The sequence below is a fragment of the Actinomadura luzonensis genome, from assembly GCF_022664455.2.
GTDB lineage: Bacteria > Actinomycetota > Actinomycetes > Streptosporangiales > Streptosporangiaceae > Nonomuraea > Nonomuraea luzonensis.
The window spans coordinates 2,593,473-2,613,829 of record NZ_JAKRKC020000001.1; the positions used below are offsets into that span (position 1 = coordinate 2,593,473).

Annotated in this window: 16 protein-coding genes and 1 pseudogene; 7 read left to right on the plus strand and 10 right to left on the minus strand. The window is 71.9% G+C overall.

The window, feature by feature from the left end; genetic code table 11:
• Positions 1–208: 208 nt before the first annotated feature.
• Entirely contained in the window at positions 209–1,618 is a 1,410-nt protein-coding gene (locus tag MF672_RS12485; protein ID WP_242374159.1) for an MFS transporter, read from the minus strand.
• Positions 1,619–1,721: 103 nt separating this feature from the next.
• On the opposite strand from MF672_RS12485, the gene MF672_RS12490 reads away from it, so the two are divergent.
• From MF672_RS12490 to MF672_RS12505, 4 genes are all read left to right on the plus strand, one after another.
• Entirely contained in the window at positions 1,722–2,549 is an 828-nt protein-coding gene (locus MF672_RS12490) for a helix-turn-helix transcriptional regulator (protein WP_242374158.1), read from the plus strand.
• A gap of 59 nt (positions 2,550–2,608) precedes the next feature.
• Positions 2,609–3,694: a CapA family protein gene (locus tag MF672_RS12495; RefSeq protein ID WP_242374157.1), complete on the plus strand. Its 1,086-nt coding sequence runs from the start codon at positions 2,609–2,611 to the stop codon at positions 3,692–3,694.
• A gap of 41 nt (positions 3,695–3,735) precedes the next feature.
• Positions 3,736–5,439, plus strand: a complete 1,704-nt coding sequence (locus tag MF672_RS12500) for an SDR family oxidoreductase (protein ID WP_247815231.1) — start codon at positions 3,736–3,738, stop codon at positions 5,437–5,439.
• A gap of 153 nt (positions 5,440–5,592) precedes the next feature.
• Positions 5,593–6,156: a TetR/AcrR family transcriptional regulator gene (locus tag MF672_RS12505; protein WP_308210483.1), complete on the plus strand. Its 564-nt coding sequence runs from the start codon at positions 5,593–5,595 to the stop codon at positions 6,154–6,156.
• On the opposite strand, the gene MF672_RS12510 is transcribed toward MF672_RS12505, so the two are convergent.
• Positions 6,157–6,495 (minus strand): hypothetical protein, encoded by a 339-nt coding sequence (locus tag MF672_RS12510; RefSeq protein ID WP_242374029.1) that lies wholly within the window; start codon positions 6,493–6,495, stop codon positions 6,157–6,159.
• A gap of 173 nt (positions 6,496–6,668) precedes the next feature.
• On the opposite strand from MF672_RS12510, the gene MF672_RS12515 reads away from it, so the two are divergent.
• Complete coding sequence (locus MF672_RS12515; protein WP_242374028.1) at positions 6,669–7,199, plus strand: tetratricopeptide repeat protein; 531 nt, start codon at positions 6,669–6,671, stop codon at positions 7,197–7,199.
• Positions 7,200–7,367: 168 nt separating this feature from the next.
• Here the strand turns inward: MF672_RS12515 and MF672_RS12520 are convergent, their stop codons facing one another.
• From MF672_RS12520 to MF672_RS12555, 8 genes and pseudogenes are all read right to left on the minus strand, one after another.
• The gene (locus MF672_RS12520) at positions 7,368–8,078 is read right to left on the minus strand and encodes a hypothetical protein (RefSeq protein ID WP_242374027.1); all 711 of its coding nucleotides are present in this window, start codon (positions 8,076–8,078) and stop codon (positions 7,368–7,370) included.
• A gap of 191 nt (positions 8,079–8,269) precedes the next feature.
• On the minus strand, positions 8,270–10,843 hold the full coding sequence (clpB, locus tag MF672_RS12525; protein WP_242374026.1) for an ATP-dependent chaperone ClpB: 2,574 nt from the start codon (positions 10,841–10,843) through the stop codon (positions 8,270–8,272).
• A gap of 34 nt (positions 10,844–10,877) precedes the next feature.
• Positions 10,878–11,201: pseudogene (locus tag MF672_RS12530) on the minus strand (heat shock protein transcriptional repressor HspR); the annotation flags it as partial.
• A gap of 4 nt (positions 11,202–11,205) precedes the next feature.
• Positions 11,206–12,381, minus strand: a complete 1,176-nt coding sequence (gene dnaJ, locus MF672_RS12535) for a molecular chaperone DnaJ (RefSeq protein ID WP_242374025.1) — start codon at positions 12,379–12,381, stop codon at positions 11,206–11,208.
• A 19-nt stretch (positions 12,382–12,400) separates the two neighbouring features.
• Entirely contained in the window at positions 12,401–13,036 is a 636-nt protein-coding gene (grpE, locus tag MF672_RS12540) for a nucleotide exchange factor GrpE (protein ID WP_242374024.1), read from the minus strand.
• Complete coding sequence (gene dnaK, locus MF672_RS12545; RefSeq protein WP_242374023.1) at positions 13,036–14,907, minus strand: molecular chaperone DnaK; 1,872 nt, start codon at positions 14,905–14,907, stop codon at positions 13,036–13,038. Before dnaK ends, grpE begins: the two co-directional genes overlap by 1 nt.
• A 196-nt stretch (positions 14,908–15,103) precedes the next feature.
• Positions 15,104–17,977, minus strand: coding sequence for a LamG-like jellyroll fold domain-containing protein (locus MF672_RS12550; protein ID WP_242374022.1), 2,874 nt, complete (start codon positions 17,975–17,977; stop codon positions 15,104–15,106).
• A gap of 134 nt (positions 17,978–18,111) precedes the next feature.
• Positions 18,112–18,459, minus strand: a complete 348-nt coding sequence (locus MF672_RS12555; RefSeq protein ID WP_242374021.1) for a hypothetical protein — start codon at positions 18,457–18,459, stop codon at positions 18,112–18,114.
• Between the two features lie 188 nt (positions 18,460–18,647).
• Between MF672_RS12555 and MF672_RS12560 the strand changes: the two genes are divergently transcribed.
• Together MF672_RS12560 and proC are read left to right on the plus strand one after the other, a co-directional pair.
• Complete coding sequence (locus MF672_RS12560) at positions 18,648–19,529, plus strand: proline dehydrogenase family protein (RefSeq protein WP_242374020.1); 882 nt, start codon at positions 18,648–18,650, stop codon at positions 19,527–19,529.
• A 26-nt stretch (positions 19,530–19,555) separates the two neighbouring features.
• A complete protein-coding gene (proC, locus tag MF672_RS12565) occupies positions 19,556–20,350 on the plus strand; it encodes a pyrroline-5-carboxylate reductase (RefSeq protein WP_242374019.1) in 795 nt (264 codons plus the stop codon).
• Positions 20,351–20,357: the final 7 nt, after the last annotated feature.

Here is a 20,357-nt window from a genome sequence, read left to right on the forward strand (position 1 = left end):
ACCTTTTGGACGCAGCTCGGTTTTCGCAGACATCATGGCACACCATCCCCCCGGATGATCAAGCACGCCCGGACGTCGTCCCGCCGTGTGATAAGCCTCCTTATCAGATCTTCCCGAACGGGCCGCCGGGCCCGTAAGAATTGCGCCGGAAAGCGCATGCGGCGCGCCCTTTTCGCGAAGGGCGCGCCGCGTCGGCGTTCCACGGCGGTCAGGCGGCGCGGCGGCGCACCAGGAAGACCGAGCTGATCCCGGCGAGCACCGCGAGCCCCGCCATCGCGAGCGCGGCGCCCAGCGAGGCCGACACCGTGCCGTGGCCCTGGCTGAGCGAGATGAACAGGGTGCCGACCGTCGAGACGCCGATCACCTGGCCGAGCTGCATGACGGTGAGCAGGGCGCCGCTCGCGTCGGCCGCGTACGCGCCGTCCACCCGCTCGGTCGCCATGTTGGTGACCGCGACCTGCACGCCCAGCCCGGCCCCGATGAGGGCGCTCATGACCGCGTACGGCAGCCCGCCCCCGGCGGCGAGCCCGAGGCCGAGGTAGGCGGGGGCGGCCACCACGTAGCCGAAGGGCACCAGCGGGCGCTGCAGCCCGGCGGGCAGGCGCGGCCAGAGCAGCCCGACCAGCCCGAAGGCCAGCGCGCACGGCACCAGCATCAGGCCGGCGGCCAGCGGCGTGAGGTGCAGCTCGCCCTGGAGGTGCAGGGCCGAGGTGAACAGGAAGGAGCCCCAGGTCGCCGGGCCGAACAGCAGGATCGCGAGCCCGGGCCGCATGCCGGGGGCCCTTAGCACGCGGGCGTCCACCAGCGGCCGCCCGCCGCGCGCGGTCACCCAGCGCTCGATCCAGACGAACGCGCCGAACACGGCCACGCTCGCCCCCATCGAGATCCAGCCCCACACCGGCCAGCCGAGCTCGCGGCCGAGCATGAGCGGCACCACGAGCAGCAGCACCGCCGCCGACAGGCTGACCAGGCCGAGCGGGTCGAGCCCGGTGCCGCCGCCGCCCTGGTCGGCGGGCAGCACCTTGAGCCCGGTCGCCAGCAGCAGCGCCCCGACGGGCACCAGCACCAGGAACACGATCCGCCAGCCCGCGCCGAAGCCCAGCAGCACGCCGCCGAGCGCCTGGCCGACCACGATGCCGCCGCTGACCGTCAGCGACCACAGCCCGATCGCCCGGCCCCGGGCCGCGCCCTGGTAGTTGCGCTGGATCAGGGTCAGCACCTGCGGCATCATCATCGCCGCGCCCGCGCCCTGGACCAGCCGGAAGGCCACCAGCCAGCCGGTGGACGGGGCGAGCCCGGCGGCCAGCGTGGTCAGCGTGAACACCGCCAGGCCGCCGAGGAAGGCCCGCCGGTAGCCGAACAGGTCGCCGACCCTGGCCCCGGTGATCAGCAGGACGGCGTAGACAATGGTGTAGCCGGCCACGATCATCTGCAGGCCCGCACCCGAGGAGTGCAGGTCGGCCTCGATGGTCGGGGTGGCCACGTTGACGATGTTGACGTTCAGGATGGCCAGGAACTGTCCCACGAGGATGATCGCGAGGAGCAGGCCGCTGGCCCGGGTCCGTTCCTGTGGCTGCTTGGTGGGCAACGGGGACGTGACATCAGCGGTTTGCGTCATGGAGATCAGTTTGCCGCGCGTTCGATACCAGTAACGAGAGCCCACTTATACTGGTATTGAGGGTAACTGGATAACCGGTCCCGTCTGACCCCATAGTGGAGGAATGACGGTGGTGGAGGCGAAGCGCTCGGACCTGTCCGCGTTCTTGCGGACGCGCCGCGAGCGGATCACGCCGGAGATGGTGGACCTCGTCCCCGGCTCGCGCCGGCGCACCCCGGGGCTGCGGCGCGAGGAGGTCGCCCAGCTCGCCGGGGTCGGCGTGACCTGGTACACGTGGCTGGAGCAGGGGCGGCCCATCAACGCCAGCACGCAGGTCCTCGACGCCATCGCCCGCACGCTCAGGCTCGACCCCGCCGAGCGGCAGCACCTCTACCGGCTCGCCGGACACGCCGAGCTGCCCGTGCCGGTCGATTCGGGGCAGGTCACGCCCGAGATGCGGGCCATACTCGACCGGCTCGGCGACATGCCCGCCTGCGTCTCCAACAGCCGCTGCGACGTCCTCGCCTGGAACGCGGGCTACGCCGCGCTCTTCCCCGAGCTGGTCGCCGCCCCCGAGGGGGAGCGCAACTCGCTCTGGCAGGTCTGCGTGAACCCGCGCCCCGTCACCGAGCTGGTCGAGCTGTGCCAGGAGCTGGCGCGGGCCGTCGCCGTCTTCCGCGGCGCCTACAGCAGGCACGCCGACGACCCCTGCTGGCAGGACTTCGTGCGGCGGCTGTGCGCGGAGAGCGCCACGTTCGCCCGGCTCTGGGCCCGTCAGGACGTGGCCGAGCCCGGCCCCCGCGTCAAGCGCTACCGGCACGTCGAGCACGGGCCGCTCAGCTTCAGCACCACCAGCCTCACGGCCGGGCCGGAGATCCGGATGATCGTCTACACGCCGACGGACGAGGCGACCAGGTCCGTGGTGGACAAATTGGTGCGCTCTGCCATGTAATACGCCGCTCATGGCATGCTCAATCCCTGGAAAACAGGATTCGAGCGGAAGTGCGGCAGATGAGACTCCCCCGTGCCCTCCCGTTGTTCGCCGTCGTCGCCTCGGTCGCCTCACTGGCCGCGTGCTCGTCGGCGGCCCCGGAGAAGGAGCCGCAGGCCAAGCAGGTGGACCAGCAGGCGGCGGTGTCGCCGGAGGGCGAGCCGACGCCGGAGCGGCGGCCGTACACGATCTCCTTCGGCGGGGACGTGCACTTCGAGGGCGTCCTGCGGCCCCGGCTGGCGAGCCCGCGCACCGCGCTCGGGCCCATCGCGAGCGTCCTCCGCCAGGCCGACCTCACCATGGTCAACCTGGAGACGGCGATCACCACGGGCGGGACGCCCGCGCCCGGCAAGCAGTTCACCTTCCGCGCGCCGGCCAGCGCCTTCACCGCGCTCAAGGCGGCCGGGGTGGACGTCGTGTCCATGGCCAACAACCACGGCATGGACTACATGGAGAGCGGCCTCGCCGACTCGCTGGCGGCGATCAAGCGCAGCCGGTTCCCCGTCGTCGGGATCGGCAGGAACGCGGCGGAGGCGTACAAGCCGTACCGGAAGACCGTCAACGGCAACCGGGTGGCGATCATCGGGGCCACCCAGGTGCTCGACGCCGAGTTCATCCAGTCGTGGACGGCCACCGCCGACAAGGGCGGCCTGGCCTCCGCCAAGGACGAGGCGAGCCTGCTGCGGGCCGTGCGCCAGGCGCGCAAGAGCTCCGACACCGTCATCGTCCACCTGCACTGGGGCACCGAGATGCAGAAGTGCCCGAACCAGGCGCAGCTCTCGCTGGCCCCCAAGCTGGTCAAGGCGGGCGCGGACGTCGTCGTCGGCGGCCACGCGCACATCCTGCTCGGCTCCGGCTACCTCGACGACGCCTACGTCAGCTACGGCATGGGCAACTTCGTCTTCTACAACTCCAACCCGGCGACCACCGGCCGCACCGGCGTGCTGACGCTCACCATCAACGGCCGCAAGGTCCTGAAGGACCGCTGGACGCCCGCCACCATCCAGGGCGGCGTGCCGGTGCCGATGACCGGGGCCGCGAAGACGCAGGCGGTGGCCGACTGGCGGGCGCTGCGCTCCTGCACCGGGCTTTCCGCGAAGCCCTAGGCGATCTATATTTTGGACGGGAGGTCCAACAGGGGGGCGCGATGCGGTGGGTCGAGTCCGGTGACGTGCGGCTGGCGCTCCACGAGGACGGCGACCCCGCGAACCCGACGGTGCTGCTCCTGCACGGCTATCCCGACACGCACCGGGTCTGGGACGAGGTGGCCGCGCGGCTGACGGGCCGCTTCCACGTCGTGCGGTACGACGTGCGGGGGAGCGGCGCCTCCACCGCGCCACGGGACCGCCGGGACTACGGGCTCGACCGGCTCATGGCCGACCTGGAGGCGGTGCTCGACGCCGTGGGCGCGAGCAGGGCGCACCTGGTGGGGCACGACTGGGGGTCCATCCAGGGCTGGGAGGCCGTGGGGCGGCCCGGGCTCGCCGCGCGGCTGGCCTCGTTCACCAGCCTGGGCGGGCCGGGCACGGCCGACATCGCGGACTTCGCGCGGCACGGCCGGCGGCGTGACCGGCTGACCCAGCTCGTCCGGTCCTGGTACATCGGGGCCTTCCAGGTGCCCGTCGTGCCCGAGCTGGCCTGGGGCGCGCTCGTGCCCCGCCTGCTGGCGCGGGTGCTGCGGCGCGAGGGCGCGCTCCCGAGGGACGGGCACCCGGCCCCGACGCTGGTGCGGGACGGGCGCAACGGGCTGTGGCTCTACCGGGCGAACCTGCGCGGCCGGCGCCCCGCCGGCACGCCGCCGGTCGCCGTGCCGCAGGTCGACGTGCCTGTGCAGCTCGTCGAGGCGGCGCACGACGGGTTCGTGACCCCGGCGCTCGCGGGCTGGTGCGAGCGGCGGACGGCCCGGCTGTGGCGGCGCGTGATCGACGCCGGGCACTGGGCGCACCGCGGCCGGCCGGAGGTGGTGGCGGAGCTGATCGCCGGGTTCGTCGCGCACGTCGAGGGCGCGCCTCCGGGGCGGGAGCTGCGGCGGGCGCGGGCCGGGCGCGCGCCGCGCGGGGCGTTCGCCGACCGGCTGGTGGTGGTCACCGGCGCGGGGTCGGGGATCGGGCTGGCCACGGCGCGGGCGTTCGCGGCGCACGGCGGCGAGGTGGTGTGCGCGGACGTGGACGGCGCCGCGGCGGCGCGGGCGGCCGAAGGGATCGGGAAGGACCTCGGGGGCACGGCGTGGGCGGTGCAGGTCGATGTGGCAAATATCGATCAGATGGCTGCTTTTTCGCGAAATATCATCTCGGAATACGGGGTGCCGGACATTGTGGTCAACAATGCCGGGATCACCGTCGCCGGCCCCATTCTGGATCACACGGCCGAGCACTGGCGAAGAACGATCGACGTCAATCTGTGGGGCGTCATTCACGGCTGCCGGCTGTTCGGGGCCGCCATGGTCGAGCGGGGGCAGGGCGGGCACCTCGTCAACGTCGCCTCCCTGGCGGCGTTCGCGCCGACGCGGCTGCTGCCCGCGTACTCGGTGTCGAAGGCCGGCGTGAAGGCCCTCAGCGACGTCCTGCGGGCCGAACTGGCCGGGCACGGCATCGGGGTCAGCGTCGTGTGCCCGGGGTTCGTCTCCACGCCGATGGCCGGGCACACGACGTACGTGGGCGAGGACCGCAGGGAGAGCGCCGTGCGGTGGCTGGCGCGCCGGGGCTATCCGGCCGAGCGGGTGGCCGCGCACATTCTGCGTGCCGTGCACCGCGACGAGGCCGTCGTCCCGGTCAATCTGGAAGGCAAAATCGGTTATGCGCTGTCGCGGATTTCGCCCCGGCTGATGCGCAGGGTGGCACGGCTGGGCTGATCCCCGAGAAATCCATAAATTCCGCACCTAACGATCGCCCGTACAGGAGAAGATGAATCCGTGTCTTCGCCGCAAATCGATGATGACTGCTCACGGTCCCAAGCTCTCAGGCGGCGGCCCGCGCAGCGCCGCAGCGCGCGACGGGTCGAGCGCATGCTCGACGCCTGCGCCGAGTTGCTCGACGAGTCCGGGTACGAGGCCCTGTCCACCACCCGCATAGCGGAGCGGGCGGGCGTGGCCATCGGCTCGGTCTACCAGTTCTTCCCCGACAAACGGGCCATCACCCAGGAGCTCACCCGGCGCAACGTCGAGGAGTTCGTCCGCAGGGTGGACCGCCGCTTCCTGGACGAGGACTACCGCGGCTGGTGGGAGGCGGTCGACGCGATCATCGACGTGTACGTCGACATGCACCGCACGGTCGCCGGCTTCAAGAGCCTGCACTTCGGCGACGCCGTCGACCTCAACCTGCTCGACTCCGACTCCGAGAACAACACCGTCATCGCCGGACGGCTGCGCGGGCTGTTCCTGAAGGAGTTCGGCCTGGCCGACAGCCCGCAGCTCGACATCTCGGTGCTGGTGGCGGTCGAGGCCGGCGACGCGGTGCTCAAGCTGGCCTTCCGCCGCGACCCCGAGGGCGACCCCGAGATGATCGAGGCGGCCAAGCACCTCATCCGCGGCTTCCTGTCGCGCCGGCTCAGATCCTGGTCGCCGGTGTAGCTACTCCGCGCGGACGGCGTTCTCGGCGTCCCGCGGCAGGCCGGGCAGCCAGTCGGGCAACTCATCGCCGGACCGGCGCCCGGCGTGCCGGCCGTCGCCGAGCGCGCTGGCGGAGAACTCCTGCAACTGCGGGGTGGACGGCGTACGCGTGCACGGCGTGTAGGAGACGGGGCGCGCGTCGCGGGCCTCGCGGAGCTCCAGGCGCGCCTCCAGCGCGCGCAGGTTGCGCTCGGCGGCCTCGATCGCCTCCATCCGGGCCGTCAGGTAACCGGCGACGCCGGGCACGAGAGCCGACAGTACGACCGTACAGGCCAGCGCGAAGGTCATCTGCTTGGACATGCCCATCACAGCCCCTTCCGCTCGCGGGGACGCAAAGCAAGACGTATATCCCCATCGAGCAGGCCGAACACGCGGAGCGTGACCAGCCTTGAACGGGAGGTTACCGAAACTGGAACCGACCGGCGATGTGCATTGACCGGGCAAAGGCGCACGTGGCTCGGTAGTCTCGCGGTGTGGCGCATGTGACCCGTGAGCACCTTGATCGTCTGCTTGAGCAGGCCCTCCTGGCCGACGACCATGATTCCCTGGCCAGTCGGCTGTACGACGTCGCCCTCGGATACTCCTCCGGCGACGTCTCCAGGGCGTCCATCCTGGTCCTCGCCGCCGAGGAGTGGCGAGCGGCCGGACAACCGGCGCGCGCGATGGAGTGTTTCCAGCGCGCGGTCGAGGACGGCGGCGAGACCGGGTTCGATCCGCGTGCCGGCATCGCCGACACGCTCTTCGAGCTCGACCGGCCCGACGAGGCGAGGGAGGTCATCGAGACGATACGCGCCGAAGGCGGCATCTCCACGGCGACCGCTCACACCATCGCCGAGACGCTGGTGGCGTACGGAGACCTGCAGGGCGGGCTGGAATGGGCGACCCAGGCCGCCCTGGGGTCCGACGAGAGCGACCCCGAGCACGAGGCGGCGCTGCGCACGCGGTACCGCATCCGGGTCGACCTCGGGCTCCCCGAGGACGAACTGGACGCTCTCGTCCACTGACGGCCCGCCCGGCCCCGCCCGCGGGCCGGGCGCCGGAGCGGCGCGTGCATCGCCCCTCCACGGTGCACGGGCCATTCCGCCATGCTCCCGCGCCCGGGGCTGCCACCAGGCGCTCACGGAGGGGCTGAGCGGCTCTGAGGGGGATTGTGCGGGCGTGGGGAGAGGCGGTCAGCGTAGGCCGAGGCCCTGGACCAGGCCGGTGAGGCCGGCGACGCCCGGATCGCGGCCCGGCAGGACGGTGGAGCCGCCGAGGTCGCCGATCGCCCGCGGCAGCAGCTCGCCGATGACCCGCGAGCCCACCTCGCTCACCGGCTTCTCCAGGCCGATCGGGTCCTTGGCCCCCGAACCGATGATCCGGTTGTGCGGCTTCGGCGCGCCGCCGAGCGTGACGTCCTGCGGGATGCGCTTCTGCAGCGGCACCCCGGGCAGCCTGGGCACCATGGGCAGCGTCGGCAGGGCGGCGACGTGCGCCGCCGTGGACAGGTCCTCCATGCCGGCCGGCCCGGCCGCCGCCGGGAAGAACCGCGGCGAGGTGGAGGCCAGCGACGGCATGCCCCAGGTGGCGGCGAGCCCGCCGAGGTCGGCCATGCCGGGCACGGAGCGTCCCATGGCGAGCCCGGTCAGCCCGAGCTGGCGGGCCAGCCGCCCGGCGGCCATCGCGAGGTCGTTGACCTCCGGGGTGAACTCCTTGGTGCCCGGCACGTCGTTCAGATGCAGCTCGGTGCGCCCGGAGCAGCCGGCTAGGCCGTCGCGGGTCATGATGGCCCGCCTGCCGCAGGTGTCCGCGCCCGTGGGGCCCGCGGCGAGCCAGGTCACACCCGCGGCCAGCGTGGCCAGCGCGGCCGTCGCGACGATGGTCCGGATCTTGTGGGATGGCACCGCACGCCCCCTGGTCGTTGTCGGTGGTCTGACGAACGCAGACCGTAGTAGCCCCGGAGGCGCGGCGTGCGGCGCTTGTCCGAAGGGTGGGGCGAACCTTAACGAGACGGCGGCCCGATGACCGAGCGTGCACCGGGCCATGACACGCCGGAGCCCGGGAACCACGCGGGTTCCCGGGCTCCGGAGGTGTCTCAGGCGGCGCGCTGCACGAGCAGCTCGTCGTCGCCGAGCTCCACCGTGACCTTGTCGCCGTCGGCGACCTCGCCCGACAGCACGGCCTTGGCCAGCTTGTCGCCGATGGCGGACTGGACCAGGCGGCGCAGCGGGCGCGCCCCGTAGAGCGGGTCGTAGCCGGTCAGCGCCAGCCACTCGCGGGCCGCCGGCGTGACCTCCAGCGTCAGCCTCCGGTCGGACAGCCGCCGGGCCAGCCGCTCGACCTGGAGGTCGACGATCTGGGCCAGCTCCTCCGTGCCGAGGGCGTCGAAGAGGATCACGTCGTCGAGGCGGTTGAGGAACTCCGGCTTGAAGGCGGTGCGCACCGCCGCCATGACGGCGTCGCGCTTGGCGTCGTTCTCCAGCTTCGGGTCGATGAGGAACTGCGAGCCGAGGTTGGAGGTGAGGATCAGGATGGTGTTGCGGAAGTCGACCGTGCGGCCCTGGCCGTCGGTCAGCCGGCCGTCGTCGAGCACCTGGAGCAGGATGTCGAAGACCTCCGGATGGGCCTTCTCCACCTCGTCCAGCAGCACCACCGTGTACGGGCGCCGCCGCACCGCCTCGGTGAGCTGGCCGCCCTCCTCGTAGCCGACGTAGCCGGGAGGCGCGCCGACCAGCCGGGCCACGCTGTGCTTCTCGGAGTACTCGCTCATGTCGATGCGGGTCATCGCCCGCTCGTCGTCGAACAGGAACTCCGCGAGCGCCTTGGCCAGCTCGGTCTTGCCGACGCCGGTCGGGCCGAGGAACAGGAACGAGCCCGTCGGGCGGTCGGGGTCGGCGATGCCGGCCCGGCTGCGCCGCACGGCGTCGGAGACGGCCCGCACGGCCTCCTGCTGGCCGATGAGCCGGCGGCCCAGCTCGTCCTCCATGCGCAGCAGCTTGGCGGTCTCGGCCTCCAGCAGCCGCCCGGCGGGGATGCCGGTCCAGGACGAGATCACCTCGGCGATGTCGTCGGCCCCGACCTCCTCCTTGACCATGGCGTTCTCCGGCTGCTCGGCCTCGGAGGCGGCCTTCAGCGCCTGCTCCAGCCGCGGCACCTCGGCGTACATGAGCCGGGAGGCGGCCTCGAAGTCGCCGTCGCGCTGCGCCCGCTCGGCCGCGCTCTTGGCCTCGTCGAGCTGCTTCTTCAGCTCGCCGACCTTGTTGAGCCCGGCCTTCTCCTGCTCCCAGCGGCCGACGAGGGCGTTGAGCTCCTCCTGGCGGTCGGCCAGCTCCTGGCGGAGGCGGTCGAGCCGCTGGACGGAGGCCTCGTCGGTCTCCTTGGACAGGGCCAGCTCCTCCATCTTCATCCGGTCCACGGCGCGCTGGAGCTGGTCGATCTCCACGGGACGGGAGTCGATCTCCATGCGCAGCCGGGAGGCGGCCTCGTCCACGAGGTCGATGGCCTTGTCGGGGAGGAAGCGGTTGGTGATGTACCGGTCGGACAGCGCGGCGGCGGCGACCAGCGCGCTGTCGGCGATCTGCACCTGGTGGTGGGCCTCGTAGCGGCCCTTCAGCCCGCGCAGGATCGCGATGGTGTCCTCGACCGAGGGCTCGCCCACGTACACCTGCTGGAAGCGGCGCTCCAGCGCCGGGTCCTTCTCGATGCGCTCGCGGTACTCGTCGAGCGTGGTCGCGCCGATCATGCGCAGCTCGCCGCGGGCCAGCATGGGCTTGAGCATGTTGCCCGCGTCCATGGCGCCCTCGGCCGCGCCCGCGCCGACGACCGTGTGCAGCTCGTCGATGAAGGTGACGATCTGCCCGTTGCTCTCCTTGATCTCGGAGAGCACGGCCTTCAGCCGCTCCTCGAACTCGCCGCGGTACTTCGCCCCCGCGACCATCGCGCCGAGGTCGAGCGAGATGAGCCGCTTGCCCCGCAGCGACTCCGGCACGTCGCCGGCCACGATGCGCTGGGCCAGGCCCTCGACGACGGCGGTCTTGCCGACGCCGGGCTCGCCGATCAGCACCGGGTTGTTCTTGGTGCGGCGGCTCAGCACCTGCACCACGCGGCGGATCTCGGTGTCGCGGCCGATGACCGGGTCGAGCTTGCCGCCCCGGGCGCGCTCGGTCAGGTCGACGCCGTACTTCTCCAGCGCCTGGTAGGTGTCCTCGGGCGTCTCGCTGGTGACGCGGGCGTTGCCGCGCACCTTCTCGAACGCGTCGAGCAGCGCCTGCGCGGTCGCCCCCTGCGCCTTCAGCAGGTCGGCCACCTGGCCGCCGTCGGCGGCGAGGCCCACCAGCAGGTGCTCGGTGGAGACGTAGAGGTCCTCCAGCCGGTTGGCGTGCTGGGCGGCGGTGTTCATGACCGTCAGGAGCTGGCGGGAGCTCGACGGCGCCCCCACCGTCGCGCCCTGCGCCTTCGGCAGCCCGGCCAGCAGCTCCTCGGCGCGGGCCCGCAGCGTGCGCCAGTCGGCGCCGACGGCCTCCAGCAGCGGCACGGCGGTGCCGCCGGTCTGCGAGAGCAGGGTGGTCAGCAGGTGAACCGGGGCGATCTCGGGGTTGCCCTCCGCGGCGGCGCGCCGCATGGCCCCCGACAGCGCCTCCTGGCTCTTCTGGGTGAGCTTGTAGTCCATGTCTTTCTCAGGCCCCCGGTGGCAGCTCGTAGCGGATCAGCGCTCTGACCATCCGCATCTCGGCACGCAGGCGATGGACCTCCTCGCGCAACCGCAGGGTTTCGTTCTCGAGCTCGAGAATCCGCTTGATGCCCGCGAGGTTGATGCCCTCCTCCTGGGAGAGCCGCTGCACCTCGCGGAGCTGGATGATGTCTCTTGTGGAGTAGAGGCGGCCGCGCCCGGCCGTGCGGCCGGGGCTGACCAGCCCCAGCCGGTCGTACTGCCGCAGGGTCTGCGGGTGGAGACCGGACAGCTGCGCGGCCACCGAGATCACGTAGACGGGTGTGTCGTCGGAGAGATCGAAGTAGTTGGCGTCCATCGGCTCACTCGCTTCTGGCTCGCTGAATGAGGTCGGCGCGCGGGTCCTCGCCCGCGGTCGCGGTCTGGAACTCGTTGAGGAGCTCGCGCGACTTGTCGTCCAGCGTGTTCGGCACGAGCACCTCGACGGTGGCCAGCAGGTCGCCCTTGGTGCCGTCCTTGCGGGTGACGCCCCTGCCGCGCACCCGGAAGGTGCGCCCGTTGGGGGTGCCCGGCGGGATGCGCAGCGTGACCGGCATGCCCTTGAGGATGGGCACCTTGATCTCGGCGCCCAGCGCGGCCTCGGTGAACGTCACCGGCACGGTGACGGTCAGGTTGTCGCCCGACCGGCCGAACACCGCGTGCGGCTTGACGTTGGTCTGGATGTAGAGGTCGCCCGCGGGCCCGCCGTTCTCGCCGGGCGCGCCCTTGCCCTTCAGCTTGACCCGCTGGCCGTCGGCGACGCCGGCGGGGATGCGGGCCTGGATGGTGCGGGTGCTCTTGGCCCGGCCGCTGCCCTCGCACACGGGGCAGGGCACGTCCACGATCAGCCCGCGCCCCTTGCAGTCGCGGCAGGGCTCGGAGAAGGCGAAGTTGCCCAGGTTGCGGCTGGCCGCGCCGGTGCCCTCGCAGGTGGGGCAGACCCTGGGGGTCGTGCCCGCCTTGGCGCCGGTGCCGCTGCACGCCGTGCAGGCGGCCGAGCTGGTCAGCCTGAGCGACACCGTGGTGCCCTCGACGGCTTCGGTGAACGACAGCGAGACCTCGGACTCGATGTCCTGGCCCCGCCGCGGCCGGGTGGTGGTGGTGCGGGTGGACGCGCCGCCCTGCCGGTTGAACAGCCCGCCGAACAGGTCGCCGAGCCGCTCTCCCGCACCCCCCTGATGGGTCTGCCCGGTGCCCCCGAACAGGTCGCCGAAGTCGAACGAGAAGCCGCCGCCGCCCGGCCGCTGGCCGCCCACCCCGGAGCCGAACAACGTCCGCGCCTCGTCGTACTCCTTGCGGCGCTTGGTGTCGGACAGGACGTCGTACGCCTCGGAGACCTCCTTGAACTTGGCCTCCTTGGCGGGGTCGCCCTGGTTGCTGTCGGGGTGGTACTGCCTGGCCAGCTTGCGGTACGACTTCTTGATCTCGTCGGCGGTGGCGGTCTTGGGCACACCAAGGACGGCGTAGTAGTCCTTCTCCAGGTAGTCCTTGGTGCTCATCTACGGCCCTTCGTCCTCGTCAGCTTTCGTCTTCGGTTTCGCCCTGGGGGCCGGCGGCGGCCTCCTGGGGCTCTGCGGGCTCGGCCACGGCCACCCGTGCCGGGCGCAGGATGCGGTCGCCCATGCGGTAGCCGGGCTGGAACACCTCGACCGCGGTGGCCTCGCTCACGTCCGCTGAGTAGCTGTGCATGAGCGCCTCGTGGACGGTCGGGTCGAAGGGCTCGCCCTTCTGCCCGAACGGGGCGAGGCCCAGCTTGGTGAGGGCCGCCTCCAGCGACTCCGCCACCTTCGCGACGCCTCCCGTGAGCTCGCCGTGGTCGCGGGCCCTGCCGATGTCGTCGAGCACGGGCAGGAGCTCGGTCAGCACGCTCGCCACCGCCTGCTCCCTGACCGCCTGCCGGTCGCGTTCGACCCGCTTGCGGTAGTTCACGTACTCGGCCTGGAGCCGCTGCAGGTCAGCGGTGCGCTCGGCGAGCTGGGCGGCCAGCTCGCCGTCGGCGGCCGGACCGGCGGCCGGGCCGGCGGGCGGCGCCTCGGCGGACGGCTGCCCGTCCGCCTGCTGGGCGCCGGCCTCGCGCGGCTGCCCCGTCTCCGGGTCGATCTTGCGGTTGTCGCGGATCACCGGCTCCTCGTGCCCGTTGTCGCGCGGCGGCATCACTTGTCCTTCTTCGGCTCGTCGTCGACGATCTCGGCCTCGACCACGTCCTCGTCGGCCTTCTGGCCCTCGCCGCCGGCCGCGGCGTCCTGCGGGGCGCCCTCGGGGCCGGCCTGCTGGCCCTGGCTGGCAGCGTAGATCGCCGAGCCCATCTTCTGGCTGACGGTGGCGAGCTTCTCCGCGGAGGTGCGGATGACGTCGGTGTCGGTGCCCTCCAGAGCCTTCTTCAGCTCGGTGAGGGCGTCGTTGACCTCGGTCTTGATGTCGCCGGGGACCTTGTCGTCGTTCTCGCGGAGGAACTTCTCCGTCTGGTAGGCGAGCCCGTCGGCGTTGTTGCGGACCTCGGCCTCCTCGCGGCGCTTCTTGTCCTCCTCGGCGTACGACTCGGCCTCGCGCATCATGCGCTCGATGTCGTCCTTCGGCAGCGCGGAGCCGCCGGTGATGGTCATCGACTGCTCCTTGCCGGTGCCGAGGTCCTTGGCGGAGACGTTGACGATGCCGTTGGCGTCGATGTCGAAGGTGACCTCGATCTGCGGGATGCCGCGCGGCGCCGGCGCGATGCCGGTCAGCTCGAACGTGGCGAGCTTCTTGTTGTACGCGGCGATCTCGCGCTCGCCCTGGAAGACCTGGATCTGCACCGACGGCTGGTTGTCCTCGGCCGTGGTGAAGACCTCGGAGCGCTTGGTCGGGATCGTCGTGTTGCGCTCGATGATCTTGGTGAAGATGCCGCCCTTGGTCTCGATGCCCAGCGACAGCGGGGTCACGTCGAGCAGCAGGACGTCCTTGACCTCACCCTTGAGCACGCCCGCCTGGAGGGCGGCGCCGATGGCGACGACCTCGTCCGGGTTGACGCCCTTGTTGGGCTCCTTGCCGCCGGTCAGCTCCTTGACCAGGTCGGTCACGGCGGGCATCCGGGTGGAGCCGCCGACCAGCACCACGTGGCTGATGTCGGAGACCTTGATGCCGGCGTCCTTGATGACCTGGTGGAACGGGCCCTTGGTCCGCTCGAGCAGGTCGGCCGTGAGCCGCTGGAACTCCGAGCGCGTGAGCTTCTCGTCGAGGTGCAGCGGGCCCTCGGAGGAGGCCGTGATGTAGGGCAGGTTGATGCTGGTCTCGGACTGGCTGGACAGCTCGATCTTGGCCTTCTCCGCGGCCTCGCGGAGGCGCTGGAGGGCCATCTTGTCCTTGGCCAGGTCGACGCCGTGCGCGTTCTGGAAGCGCTTGACCAGCTCGTCGACGACGCGCTGGTCCCAGTCGTCGCCGCCCAGGTGGTTGTCGCCGGAGGTGGCCTTGACCTCGACGAAGCCGTGGCCGTCCTCGGAGCCGACGTCGAGCAGCGACACGTCGAAGGTGCCGCCGCCGAGGTCGAAGACCAGGATCGTCTGGTCCTGCTCCTTGTCGAGGCCGTAGGCGAGGGCCGCGGCGGTCGGCTCGTTGATGATGCGGAGCACGTTGAGGCCCGCGATCGTGCCGGCCTCCTTGGTGGCCTGCCGCTGGGCGTCGTTGAAGTAGGCGGGGACGGTGATCACCGCGTCGGTGATCTTCTCGCCCAGGTACGCCTCGGCGTCCTGCTTGAGCTTCTGCAGCACGAAGGCGCTGATCTGCTGCGGGGAGAACTTCTTGCCGTCGATCTCCTTGGACCAGTTGGTGCCCATCTCGCGCTTGACGGAGCGGATGGTGCGGTCCACGTTGGTGACGGCCTGCCGCTTGGCGACCTCACCGACCAGGACTTCGCCGTTCTTCGCGAAGGCGACCACGGACGGCGTGGTCCGCGAGCCCTGCGCGTTGGCGATGACGGTGGGCTCACCGCCCTCGAGGATCGAGACGACGGAGTTGGTCGTCCCAAGGTCGATACCTACCGCACGTGCCATGAGTACGTCCTTGTAGTCAAAGTTGAGTCGGTTGGACTCAAGCTACGGATGACTGTCGTCTTTGTCAAACGACTTGAGCCTACTCGACTCAACCCTCGTGAGCGTCACCGCATTCCCCCATCCTGCCCCGAATTTCGCGCGACAGAGCAGGCCCCCGGGCGGTGGGCGCGCTCCGGGGGCCTGCGGGTGCGGTGGCTCAGGTGATCGGGGTGTTCATGTCGGTCTGGATCTGGGCCGCGGTGAGCGCCCGGTCGTAGACGCGGACCTCGTCGAGCAGCCCGCTGAAGTACTCGCCCCACACGCTGTTGCCGCCGATCCGCAGCACGCCGTTGTCGGTGCGGATCGCCCCGGTCTTGTAGGTCTGGCCGACCTGCGTGCCGTTGACGAACAGCCGGAGGTAGCCGCCGTCGTAGGTGGCGGCGAGGTGGCTCCAGGCGTTGAGCGGGAGCTGGCTGGGCGCGCCGACGTCGGCGCCGCTGGTGGTGTGGATCGCGGTGTGCGGGCGGTTGCTGTCGCTGCCCGCGGTCAGCGTGTACGCCTCCCCGCCCGCGTGCTGCTTCATCACCACCGTGCGCCAGCCGGTCACCGCCGCCGGCCGGACCCACGCCTCCAGCGTCATCCCGGTCGTCAGCCGCAGGCTCGCCGCGTCGGGGACGGTGACCCAGCTCGACGTGCCGTTGAAGGACAGCGCCTGGCCGTAGCGGCCGGCGGCGTTCCACGTGGTCGCGGTGAGCGTGCCGGTGTTGCCCCTGCCGGAGGCGTCGGCGGTCGTGGCGCCCGCGCCCTCGTTCATGCCGTACGCCGCCACCAGCCCCGGCACGCCGGTCGCCGGCGCGTACGTCGCGGTGTAGGTCGTCGCGGTGGCCGGGGCGGCGATCTGGTGGGTCGCCGCGCCGCCGTCGGACCAGGAGGAGAAGGCGAGGCTCTGGCCGCCGGAGGTCTGCGGCGAGGGCGCGGAGACCGAGTTGCCGGAGCCGACGATCACCGTCCGGGTGAACGGGGTGGTGGCCTGCTCGCTGTTGAAGCCGAGCTTCAGGCCGGACGGCGCGGACTGGAAGGTCAGGTTCACCGTGCGGGGCTGGAGCAGCACGCTCTCGGTGTCGGTCAGGCCCTGGGCGTCGGTCACCGTGAGCCGCAGCTCCAGGTGCGACGGGTAGTCGTGGTCGGGGGCCTGGAAGGAGCCGCTCGCGCCGGTGAACGTGGTGATCTCGTGCTCGTGGCAGGTGCTCGGGCAGTGGTGCAGGATGAGCGTCCAGGTCATGCGGGAGCCGGGGATCGTGCCGTCCTGGGCGTCGGTGCCGGTGCCGGAGAACGCGATCGTCTGGCCCACCGCCCAGGTCGTGGTGGCGGCCGGCGTGGTGATGGCGGCCGTGGGCGCGGTGTTGTCCACGTTGACGGTGACCGTCGCGTCGCCCTGGCCGCCCCTGCCGTCGCGGACGCGGAGGCGCACCTCGTACGAGCCGGGTTGCGCGTAGGTGAACGTGGGCGCGGCGGCCGTGGAGTCGTCGAGGTCGCCGTCGCCGTCGAGGTCCCAGGCGTAGGTGAGCGGGTCGCCGTCGGCGTCGCTGGAGGAGACGCCGGAGAAGGACACCGTCAGCGGGGCGTCGCCCGAGGTGGCGCTCGCGTTGATCACGGCCGTGGGCGGATTGTTGGCGTAGAGGTAGCGGACGAGCGTCCCGTGGTCGTAGTCCACGGCGAACAGGTCGCCGCCGGGGCCGGTCACCAGCTCGACCGCCGGCATGCCGGAGTCGAAGGTCTGGATCGTGGCCGGGTCGGGCAGGCCGTTCGCGCCCTTGGTCATCACCCACACGCACTGGCGGCTGTAGTCGGACAGGAACAGCGCGCCGTCGTAGGCGGCCGGGTAGGCGCCGCCGGTGCCGTGGAAGGCGACGCCGCTGGCCGACGAGCCGCCCGAGGGGCAGGGGTCGTTCGGCGCGGGGCGGCTGTTGTGGTTCCAGGCGAAGTACGGCGTGACGTGCGCGGACGCGCCGGCGGCGTACAGGGTCTCGCACAGGGTCAGGTCGAGGTTGTCGTAGCCGCCCTGGCGGCCGGAGCCCTCGTAGCAGGGCCAGCCGAAGTTCGAGACCGGCGCGGTGGGGCTGACGACCCGGTTGATCTCCTCGAAGCTGTTCCAGCCGACCTCGGCGAGCCAGAGCTCCGAGGTGCCGGGGCGGACGGTGAGGCGGAACGGGTTGCGCAGGCCGTGGGCGATGATCCGGGCGGTGCCGGGGTCGGGGCTGGCGGCGTTGGGGTTGCCGGCGGCCGCAGCCCCCGTGTCCGGATTTATCCGGATCAGGGTGCCGTCGAGGCCGGCCGGGTCCGCGTTGGTCCGCACGTCCTGCGAGCGCAGCGCGCCGCCCTCCGCCGACGGCGGCGACAGGGCCGTGCCGACCGGCGAGGGCGGGTCGCCGCACGGGTTGTCCGGGGTCACGTCGGAGGAGGTCAGGTTGTCCTGGCCGTAGTCGGCGAAGTTGAAGCTCGCGCCGTCGCCGGCCGAGGCGTACAGCGCGCCGTCCGGGCCGAAGCGCAGGTCGCCGACCGAGTGGCTCGGGTGCTGCTGGCACCAGTCGGTGATCAGCGGGGTCTCCGCGCCCGTGGGGGAGATGACCGACAGGCGGCCGGTCACCAGGCAGCCGTCGCCGGTCGCGCCCGGCGGGGTGGGGCAGGGGTCGTCCGTGGCCCCGGCGGTGCCCCAGCGCGGGGCCGTGCCGCCGGGGACGGCGTCGTAGGTGTAGAGCACGTACAGGCGCGGGTCGGCCGGGAAGTTCGGGTGCAGGGCCATGCCCAGCAGGCCGCGGTCCCAGAAGTTGTGCACCTGCGTGCGGAGGTCGGCGTAGATCGCGGGCGTGGTGTCGGACAACGAGTCGAACACCTTGATCAGCCCGCTCTTCTCCGCCACGAACACCCGCCCGTCCGCGGCGAACTCCACGTTCGTCGGACGGCTGAGCCCGCTGATCACGGTCTGCCGCTGGAACGCCGGCGGCAGCGCGTGCGCGGGCGCGCCCGGCAGCGCGATCCAGCAGACGAGAGCGAGCAGGAGGGACGACGATAAATGGCCGAGTCTTCTCACAGGGACCCCCATGGCAGCGCGCGGCGTCACCCTCGACGCCCCCGCGCCTCCAGGTGCCTGATCGATGTATCGCAAGCAATCGATCGATTGTCAGCAGGGGTGTCCGCTGTTGGACACGGCGGATGCCGGGCGGGTCAGTGCTTGGCGCCGTCCACGAGCGTGCGCTTGCCGAGGGGCTTCTTCAGCTTGACGGTGGTGGTCTTCTGGATCGCGATCATGATGCAGGAGACGTTCTTCGCCTTGGGGGAGGCGCCCTCGTACAGGGTGATCGTGACCTTCCTGCTCGTCTCCTTGACCTTCACCCGGTCGAGCACCGTGCACGGCGCGACGCCCGACCACCAGGTGAGCTGCACCTTCCGGCCCTTGGAGACGGGCTTGGCCTTGGTCCAGCGGACCTTGTGGACGTTGACCGCGTCGCCCGTCGGCTTGACCGGCTTGGGGGTGTCGGCCGGGGTCGTGGGCGCGGTGGTGACCGGCGTCACGGTGACCGGTGACGGCGGGACCGGGGTCCGAGTGGGGGCGGCTGCGGGCGCTGTGGGCGCTGTGGCACAACTCGTCGCGAGCACCAGGGATCCGGCCAGCAGAGTCGCTTTCGTCATTGTGCGCATACCCTTACGACGGATCAGGGGCGCCCGCGGTTCAGCGGCCTGCCGGGGTTAGTGTGGTTCCCGTGCTCCGTCAGGCCATGCTCGCCGTCTCCAAGAGCGGACGCGCCGAACGCGTCATCTCCACCTCGCCTCTGACCAGGGACGTGGTCAAGCGGTACGTAGCCGACGACATCGCCGCCGTGATCACCGCGCTGACCCGCCGCGGGCTGCTGGTGACCGTCGACCACCTCGGCGAGGAGGTGCGGGACCGGGAGCAGGCCGGCGCCGCCGTCAGGGAATACCTCACGCTGCTCGGGGTGCTGCCGGCCGGCGCCGACGTGTCGGTCAAGCTGACCGCGCTCGGGCTGCGGCTGTCGGAGCAGCTCGCCTTCGACCACGCGGCCGCCATCTGCCGGGCCGCCGCCGGCCGCGGCGTCACCGTGACGCTCGACGCCGAGGAGCACGACACGATCCGCGGGCTGCACGCCGTGCACGCCGCGCTGCGGCGCGAGCACCCGGACGTGGGGGTGGTGGTGCAGGCGTACCTGCCGGACTCGCTGGAGCGGTGCGAGAAGCTCGGCGGGGCCCGGGTGCGGCTGTGCAAGGGGGCCTACACGGCGCCGGGGGCCTACCGCTCGCCGGGCGACGTCGACCGGTCGTTCGTGCGGTGTCTGCGGGTGCTCATGGCCGGGACGGCGTACCCGATGGTGGCCACGCACGACCCCCGGCTGCTGCGCATCGCCTCGACGCTGGCGGTGCTCGACGGGCGCGACGTGACCGGGTTCGAGTACCAGATGTTGTACGGCGTCCGGCCGGAGGAGCAGGCGCGGCTGGCCGGGCTCGGGGCGCAGATGCGGGTCTACGTGCCGTACGGGGACGACTGGTACGCCTACCTCATGCGGCGGCTCGCCGAACGGCCGCGCAACCTGGCGTTCTTCCTGCGCTCGCTGGTGTCCCGCCGGTAGCGGGCGGCTGTGGATAGGCTGCCAGGATGATTGCGATTCTGGGCACGGGCAAGATGGGCGAGGCCCTGCTGTCCGGGCTGCTGCGGGCCGGGTTCAAGCCGGGCGACGTCCTCGCGACCACCCGCCGGCCCGAGCGGGCGCAGGCGCTGCGCGAGACGTACGGCGTGCGCACCGTCACCAACGCCGAGGCGGCCAAGGCGGCCGACACGCTGATCCTGGCCGTCAAGCCCCAGGACATGGCGACGCTCCTGGCCGAGATCGCCCCGTACGTCCCGGCCGACCGGCTGGTGATCAGCGCCGCGGCCGGCATCACGACGGCGTTCGTGGAGCAGCGGCTCGGGGTGGAGGTCCCGGTCGTGCGGGTGATGTCCAACACGCCGATCAGGTTCGACGAGGCGATGAGCGTCATCTCGGCCGGCGCGCACGCCGACGAGGAGCACCTGAGGCTCACCGAGAACCTGCTGAAGCCGGTCGGCAAGGTGCTGCGCATCCCCGAGTCGCAGCAGGACGCCGCGACGGCGCTGTCGGGCAGCGGCCCGGCCTACTTCTTCTACCTGGTCGAGGCCATGGTCGACGCGGGCATCCTGCTCGGCATGCCGCGGGCGGCCGCGCTCGACATGGTCACCCAGTCGATCGTCGGGGCGGCCGTGATGCTGCGCGACTCGGGCGAGCACCCGGTGATCCTGCGCGAGGCGGTCACCTCGCCGGGCGGCACCACGATCGCGGCGATCGCCGAGCTGGAGCGGCACAGCGTGCGGGCGGCGTTCCTGGCCGCCATCGAGGCCGCGCGGGACCGCGGACGGCAGCTCGCGGGCGGCTGAGCCCGGT

Coding starts and splice junctions, on each gene's coding strand:
- MF672_RS12485 (WP_242374159.1), bottom strand. CDS start 1,618: ATGACGCAAACCGCTGATGTCACGTCCCCGTTGCCCACCAAGCAGCCA.
- MF672_RS12490 (WP_242374158.1), top strand. CDS start 1,722: ATGACGGTGGTGGAGGCGAAGCGCTCGGACCTGTCCGCGTTCTTGCGG.
- MF672_RS12495 (WP_242374157.1), top strand. CDS start 2,609: ATGAGACTCCCCCGTGCCCTCCCGTTGTTCGCCGTCGTCGCCTCGGTC.
- MF672_RS12500 (WP_247815231.1), top strand. CDS start 3,736: ATGCGGTGGGTCGAGTCCGGTGACGTGCGGCTGGCGCTCCACGAGGAC.
- MF672_RS12505 (WP_308210483.1), top strand. CDS start 5,593: ATGCTCGACGCCTGCGCCGAGTTGCTCGACGAGTCCGGGTACGAGGCC.
- MF672_RS12510 (WP_242374029.1), bottom strand. CDS start 6,495: ATGTCCAAGCAGATGACCTTCGCGCTGGCCTGTACGGTCGTACTGTCG.
- clpB (WP_242374026.1), bottom strand. CDS start 10,843: ATGGACTACAAGCTCACCCAGAAGAGCCAGGAGGCGCTGTCGGGGGCC.
- dnaJ (WP_242374025.1), bottom strand. CDS start 12,381: ATGAGCACCAAGGACTACCTGGAGAAGGACTACTACGCCGTCCTTGGT.
- grpE (WP_242374024.1), bottom strand. CDS start 13,036: ATGCCGCCGCGCGACAACGGGCACGAGGAGCCGGTGATCCGCGACAAC.
- dnaK (WP_242374023.1), bottom strand. CDS start 14,907: ATGGCACGTGCGGTAGGTATCGACCTTGGGACGACCAACTCCGTCGTC.
- proC (WP_242374019.1), top strand. CDS start 19,556: ATGATTGCGATTCTGGGCACGGGCAAGATGGGCGAGGCCCTGCTGTCC.